The sequence below is a fragment of the Myroides sp. 1354 genome, from assembly GCF_030324495.1.
Taxonomy (GTDB): domain Bacteria; phylum Bacteroidota; class Bacteroidia; order Flavobacteriales; family Flavobacteriaceae; genus Flavobacterium.
Genome location: NZ_JACAGN010000018.1, coordinates 25,705 through 32,057, shown reverse-complemented (window position 1 = coordinate 32,057; position 6,353 = coordinate 25,705). Strand labels below are relative to the sequence as shown.

At 33.6% G+C, this 6,353-nt stretch carries 6 protein-coding genes; 2 read left to right on the top strand and 4 right to left on the bottom strand.

Features of this window, described 5'->3' with window-relative positions; genetic code table 11:
- Positions 1–231 precede the first annotated feature (231 nt).
- From HX004_RS15185 to HX004_RS15170, 4 genes are all read right to left on the bottom strand, one after another.
- Positions 232–951, bottom strand: a complete 720-nt coding sequence (locus HX004_RS15185; RefSeq protein ID WP_002986137.1) for a response regulator transcription factor — start codon at positions 949–951, stop codon at positions 232–234.
- Positions 952–958: 7 nt separating this feature from the next.
- On the bottom strand, positions 959–2,545 hold the full coding sequence (locus tag HX004_RS15180) for a sensor histidine kinase (protein WP_286443447.1): 1,587 nt from the start codon (positions 2,543–2,545) through the stop codon (positions 959–961).
- A gap of 61 nt (positions 2,546–2,606) precedes the next feature.
- Positions 2,607–3,206: a dephospho-CoA kinase gene (gene coaE, locus HX004_RS15175; RefSeq protein WP_286443446.1), complete on the bottom strand. Its 600-nt coding sequence runs from the start codon at positions 3,204–3,206 to the stop codon at positions 2,607–2,609.
- Positions 3,207–3,217: 11 nt separating this feature from the next.
- Entirely contained in the window at positions 3,218–4,213 is a 996-nt protein-coding gene (locus HX004_RS15170; protein WP_286443445.1) for a glycosyltransferase family 2 protein, read from the bottom strand.
- Positions 4,214–4,380: 167 nt separating this feature from the next.
- Here HX004_RS15170 and porX point away from each other — a divergent pair, with 167 nt between their 5' ends.
- Together porX and tsaE are read left to right on the top strand one after the other, a co-directional pair.
- Complete coding sequence (porX, locus tag HX004_RS15165; protein WP_286443444.1) at positions 4,381–5,934, top strand: T9SS response regulator signal transducer PorX; 1,554 nt, start codon at positions 4,381–4,383, stop codon at positions 5,932–5,934.
- Positions 5,935–6,351 (top strand): tRNA (adenosine(37)-N6)-threonylcarbamoyltransferase complex ATPase subunit type 1 TsaE, encoded by a 417-nt coding sequence (gene tsaE, locus HX004_RS15160; RefSeq protein ID WP_286443443.1) that lies wholly within the window; start codon positions 5,935–5,937, stop codon positions 6,349–6,351. It abuts the gene before it with no gap.
- Positions 6,352–6,353: the final 2 nt, after the last annotated feature.

The window sequence follows — 6,353 nt, the reverse complement described above, 5'->3', positions numbered from 1 at the left end:
CTGTAAACCGTTCACGAATATACTTTTCGTCCAATTTTCGATTAAAGAACGATTGATCTTTCCAGGAAATTAGAACTATTTACTGTTAACTGTAAACCGTTCACGAATATACTTTTCGTCCAATTTTCGATTAAAGAACGATTGATCTTTCCAGGAAATTAGAACTGTTAACCGTTAACAAAAAAAGGAGTAAGACAACATCTTACTCCTTTTTATTTTATTTGGAAAAGATTACTCCTCTCCTTCTCCTTTTACTACTAAACGGAATCCCTCTCCGTGAATATTTAAAATTTCAACAGCTTCGTCTAATTTTAAATACTTTCTCAATTTTGCAATATAAACGTCCATACTACGAGAAGTAAAATAGTTATCATCTCTCCATATTTTCGTTAAAGCAACTTCTCTTGGCATTAAGTCATTTTCATAAATAGCCAATAATTTCAGCAATTCATTCTCTTTTGGGGATAACTTAATTGGCTCTTGGTCTTGGAACGTCAAGAATCTCAATTTAGAATTTAAATGAAACTTGCCAATTTGGAATTCAAATTTCGTGTTATCAGTTTTTACCTCTGATGTTTTTCTGTGAATAATCGCTTTGATTTTCATCAATAAAACTTCTGAATCAAAAGGTTTATTCAAATAATCATCTGCTCCTACTTTATATCCTCTTAACACATCCTCTTTCATTGATTTTGCAGTTAAGAAAATAATAGGCACTTCCTTGTTTTTATCGCGAATTTCTTTGGCTAAAGTAAACCCGTCTTTATAAGGCATCATGACGTCAAGAATACAAAGATCAAAAGTATCGCGTTTAAACTTTTCGAAACCTTCCATTCCGTTTTTAGCTAATGTAACTTCAAAGTCGTTAATGGCTAAATAATCTTTCAAGATCGCTCCAAAGTTTGGATCGTCTTCTACTAATAAAATCTTTTTGTTGTTTGTTGTTTCCATATATTGATTAATTTATTAATGGCATTTTAATAATGAACGTACTTCCTTTACCTTTTTCACTCTCAACATATACTTGTGCATTGTGGTCTTCTACGATTTGTTGTACGTAAGCTAACCCTAATCCATGTCCTTTTACATCGTGTAAATCTCCTGTATGTTCACGATAGAATTTATCAAAAATTCTCTTTTGTGCATTTTTACTCATTCCTACTCCTTGATCCACAACTTTTATCAAGATAAAATCTTTGATATTCTCTGTATATACATCAATAATAGGTCTTTCTTTTGAGTATTTAATAGCATTATCTAGCATGTTAACCATTACGCTGGTTAAGTGAAAATCATTTCCTAAAATATCTGATCTTCTTGCGTCAAGATGAAGGTTGATTTCTCCTCCTCTATCTTGGATAATTAAGCTAACGTGGTCCACAGCTGATTCAATCACCTCATGTATATCCACTGCTTCTTTATCTGCTTCAAACTCTTTCTTTTCAAGTTTTGAAATTCGAAGCACATTTTCCACTTGTGCATGCATGCGTTTATTTTCTTCCCGAATCATATTGAGGTATCGCTCAACCATCTCCGGATTTCCAATAACCTTTGGATTCTTAATTGCATCCAAAGCTAGATTAATTGTTGCAATAGGCGTCTTAAATTCGTGCGTCATATTGTTAATGAAGTCTGTTTTCATTTCTGAAATCTGCTTCTGCTTAATCAACTGATTAATCGCATTTAAATAAGCTGCAATAATCACAACGGTAAACAAAATCGACAAAAAGGTAATCCCGATTAAAGAAGAAAATAAATACTTACTTTTTTCTGGAAAAGTCACATATAAATGATACTTACTCTTTCCGTCGTTGTTTTTTAAAATTGGTACTCCATAAGTAGATCCTTCACTGTATTCGAAATCGTCTGACTTAATTTTAGTTGCCAATCCCTTGTTGTATACACCAAATTCATATTTGGCATTTACTCCGTATTGATGTAACTCATTCTTGAGTAATTCGTCGAGTTTTTCTTTTGAAATTCGCTCGTCTACTCGTTTTAGTGCAACAATATCTTTAAAATATATTTCAAACTGTGCTTTGTCCAATACATCGAGGTTCCCTGATTTCTCAATTACCTCATCGGGATAGTTTTGATGTAAATTGTCACCTCCTCTATCAAAAGAATTCCCTTTGTGGATTTCCGTTTTTCGCCTAGCTACAAAACTTTTAATGTTTGTACTATCGGCTCTCTTATCAAAGAACGAACTTCGCAAATTAAAATCTTCAAGAACCAATGTGTTTGAGTAAAATATCGACTCATTTGTTCTTGGGTTGCGCTCATAAAAAACGATCTCTTTTAATTCACTTTGTTTTGGCGGTTCGCCAATACTATCCTTCAAATCATTGTACATCTTGTAAAACTCCATCGCTTCGTTTTGCTCCATGGCGTTTGCTACATTTCCAATAACTTGTTGAACATGGTACTTGAACTGTTCTTCATTGTTGTTATACGAACTAACAATCCAATATAATTGTACGATGATGATCCCAATTAATGAAAAACTCATTATACCGACAAGTACTCTAAATCGTAATTTATTCATCGCAATTCAAAATTATGATTAATAATGTATATTCCCTAGTAGTTAACATAAAATTAACCGATTAAATTAAATGATTTTTTAAATTAATATCGCGTATTATCGAAATAATATCACTTTCAATTGTTTTTTTGTTATTATTTTCAATTATATATTGACTTCTTCCTATCTTTTCCTCATCTTTCATTTGATTATTTATAATTTTTAGCACCTGTTCTTTTGAAACTCCATCTCTTGCCATAACACGTTCTATTCTAACCGACTCAGGAGCAACTACTAAAATGACTAAATCACAACTTTTCTCCAATCCACTTTCAAACAAAATTGCGCTTTCTTTGATAACAAACGGGCATTCTCGATGTTTTTCTAACCAATCTTCAAAATCTTTTTTTACCCTTGGATGGACAATATGATTGAGTTGATCCAGTAAGGCTTTGTTGTCAAAAACCAATTGTTTGATTTTAGCGCGATTGAGCAATCCATGTTCATTAATAACGGATGTTGTAAATATTTGTTGTACGGCTTTGATCACCTCTGGTTGTTCCATAATCATTCGCGCGCGTTCATCCGCAATATAAATGGGCACTCCGTGTTTTTCAAACAATTTAGCAACGGTTGTTTTTCCGCTGCCAATTCCCCCAGTTAAGCCTACAATAATACTCATCTTCTTTGTTGTTATTTAAAAAACATTTCAGGCATTCCTTCTTCTGGTTTTTTTCTTAAAATGTATAAGATATAATTTGATTTAACAAAGCCTGTGCCATAGCCATAAAATTGTACAAAAACAGCGCAAACAGACAGAATCGAAACCCTAAAATTTCTTTCTTTCATCAAAGATATCACAAAAACTAAGAAAAAATACAACAAATAAAGTAAAAAAAACGAATAAAACCCAATCAATAGGAATAAAAGACTTACCAGAAGCCCTCCGATAAAAAGACTAGGAAACCAATACGTCATTTTGGCATATTCTGGATAGCGCTGATTGAGAATAGGCCTCGCTTTTCCAAATTTATTGACCTGCACAAAGAACTTCTTCCAATCAATTCTTCTTTTGTGATACACATATGCTTGTGGAAAAAGCTCTGAATGAAAGCCTAAGTTCCAAAGTCGAATGGTTAAATCGGGATCTTCTCCTGGGTGAATTTTTCCAAACCCTTCCGAAGCCAAAAAAGCTTTTTTTGAAATTCCCATATTAAAACTTCGCGGTTGAAATTTACTCAATCGCTCGGATCCTCCGCGAATACCTCCTGTAGTGAGAAAGGAAGTCATCGCAAAATTAATGGCTTTTTGCACCTCCGTGAAACTAGATAAAGCACGGTCTGGTCCACCAAAACAATCAACGTATTTCTCTTGTAAATATTGATCCACTATACACAAATAGCTTTCGGGTATAATGCAATCCGAATCTAAGATAATGTAATAATCTCCTTTTGCTTTTCGCATGCCGTAGTTTCTAGAATCTCCAGGCCCTGAATTGCTTTTATAATAATAAGAGATATCAAGCTGATCTTGATATTTCTCCACAATAGATCGAGAATCAACGGCTGATCCATCTTCTACAATTACCACCTCAAAGTTGCCTTGAAAAGTTTGCTTAGTTAAACTAGCCAACAATTCATCTGTTTCATCAGGTCGATTGTAAACAGGAATAATAAACGAATAATACATTAACTTCTTAAATAACTACAAAAATATCGCTTCCTAAATTGGAATACAAAATTTACTCCTTATATTTATATATATATTTATAATTTTTACGTTATAAACTGTAATCTTTCAAATAAAAAGCTATACAGCAAACTGTAATAAATTAAAATAGTTGAACTTCTATACTTATGAATGCAATTAATATACTTTGGGTTGATGATGAAATTGATCTATTAAAACCGCATATTCTCTTTTTAGAAAAAAAAAATTACGCTGTTACCACAGCTACCAATGGCGCTGATGCGATTGAACTCGTGAATCAACATCATTTTGACATTGTCTTTCTAGACGAAAACATGCCTGGTTTAACTGGTTTAGAGACATTAAACGAAATCAAAAGCATTAAAAACAGCCTTCCAGTGGTCATGATTACCAAAAGCGAGGAAGAATATATCATGGAGGAGGCAATCGGTGCCAAAATTGCAGATTATCTAATCAAACCTGTTAATCCCAATCAAATTCTCTTGTGTTTAAAAAAGAATTTAGACGATTCGCGTATTGTATCGGAAAAATCCTCGTTGAGTTATCAAAAGGAATTTCGAAATATTGCGATGGACCTCATGGCCGTTAACACCTATGAAGATTGGATTTCGCTTTACCGCAAGCTTTTGTTTTGGGAAAGTAAACTCGAAGATATTGAGGATCAAAATCTAATTAATATTTTAGAGGGGCAAAAAAGTGAGGCCAATAGTCTATTTGGAAAATTTATTGAAAAAAAATACGAAACGTGGATGAATTCTACCACTGATCGCCCTACTTTTTCTCATGAAATCTTTAAAAAATGGGTAGTACCTGAACTAAAAAAAGAGAACAATAAGATTCTCTTTCTCGTTATTGACAACATGAGATACGATCAATGGAGGTCGTTTGAACCACTGGTATCCAATCACTATAAAATAGAAAGTGAACATACGTTTTTTTCTATTCTACCTACAACGACACAATACGCTAGAAATGCTATTTTCTCAGGTTTAACACCGCTACAAATGGAACAAATGCATCCTGATTGGTGGAAAAACGATGTGGATGAAGGAGGAAAAAACTTACATGAAAACGACTTTTTACAAGCGCAATTACAGCGTCTGCGTTTAACTATTCCCAACGAGTACTTTAAGATTGTTGGACAAAAAGAGGGTCGAAAACTCGTAGACAATTTCAATGCAATCAAACACAATCAACTGATTACAATTGTCTATAATTTTGTTGATATGTTGTCTCATGCCAAAACAGAGATGGAAGTAATCAAAGAATTAGCCTCTAACGACAAAGCCTATCGTTCCTTAACCACAAGTTGGTTTAAGAACTCAACGCTATTGGATGTTATCCAACAAGCGCAACAAGCAGGTTTTAAACTAATTATAACCACGGATCACGGAACCATCAATTGCAATACTCCTTCCAAAGTTATTGGCGATAAGAACACCAGTTTAAATCTTCGCTATAAAACAGGAAAGAGCTTGACTTTTGAGAAGAAAGATGTCTATGTGGTTAAAGATCCAAAAAAGATTCAACTACCCGCTATAAATCTAAGTAGTTCCTTTATTTTTGCAAAGAATGATTGTTTCTTGGCCTATCAAAATAATTACAACTATTATGTGTCTTATTTTAGAAATACCTATCAACATGGAGGTATATCGCTAGAAGAAATGATTGTTCCCTTTATCATATTAAACCCAAAATAAATGGAATTCACTTATCAACTAGAGGAGATTGACCGTATTGCAGCTAAAATTCTACCTTTATTAACGCATAAAATTGTTCTATTTCAGGCCCCAATGGGGGCTGGAAAGACCACGTTTATTAAAGCGCTAGCGAAACAATTGGGGGTTACAACCATGACAAGTAGCCCAACCTTCTCTATTGTCAATGCTTATGACATCCCCCATTCCCACGATACTTTATACCACTTCGATTTATATCGTTTAGAAGAAGAAGAAGAAGCCTATGATTTTGGGTTTGAAGAATATCTCTATAGTGGAAATTGGTGTTTTATTGAATGGCCAGACCAAACACCTAATTTAATTCCAGATGATCATAGCACAATAGAAATCACTATCTTAGATACCCTGGAAAGAAAATTAACGCTTACGAATGCTTAACG

Excerpts from the sequence above, each read along its gene's own strand:
- porX (WP_286443444.1), top strand. The coding sequence starts at position 4,381 with ATGAATGCAATTAATATACTTTGGGTTGATGATGAAATTGATCTATTA.
- HX004_RS15170 (WP_286443445.1), bottom strand. The coding sequence starts at position 4,213 with ATGTATTATTCGTTTATTATTCCTGTTTACAATCGACCTGATGAAACA.
- HX004_RS15185 (WP_002986137.1), bottom strand. The coding sequence starts at position 951 with ATGGAAACAACAAACAACAAAAAGATTTTATTAGTAGAAGACGATCCA.
- HX004_RS15180 (WP_286443447.1), bottom strand. The coding sequence starts at position 2,545 with ATGAATAAATTACGATTTAGAGTACTTGTCGGTATAATGAGTTTTTCA.
- coaE (WP_286443446.1), bottom strand. The coding sequence starts at position 3,206 with ATGAGTATTATTGTAGGCTTAACTGGGGGAATTGGCAGCGGAAAAACA.
- tsaE (WP_286443443.1), top strand. The coding sequence starts at position 5,935 with ATGGAATTCACTTATCAACTAGAGGAGATTGACCGTATTGCAGCTAAA.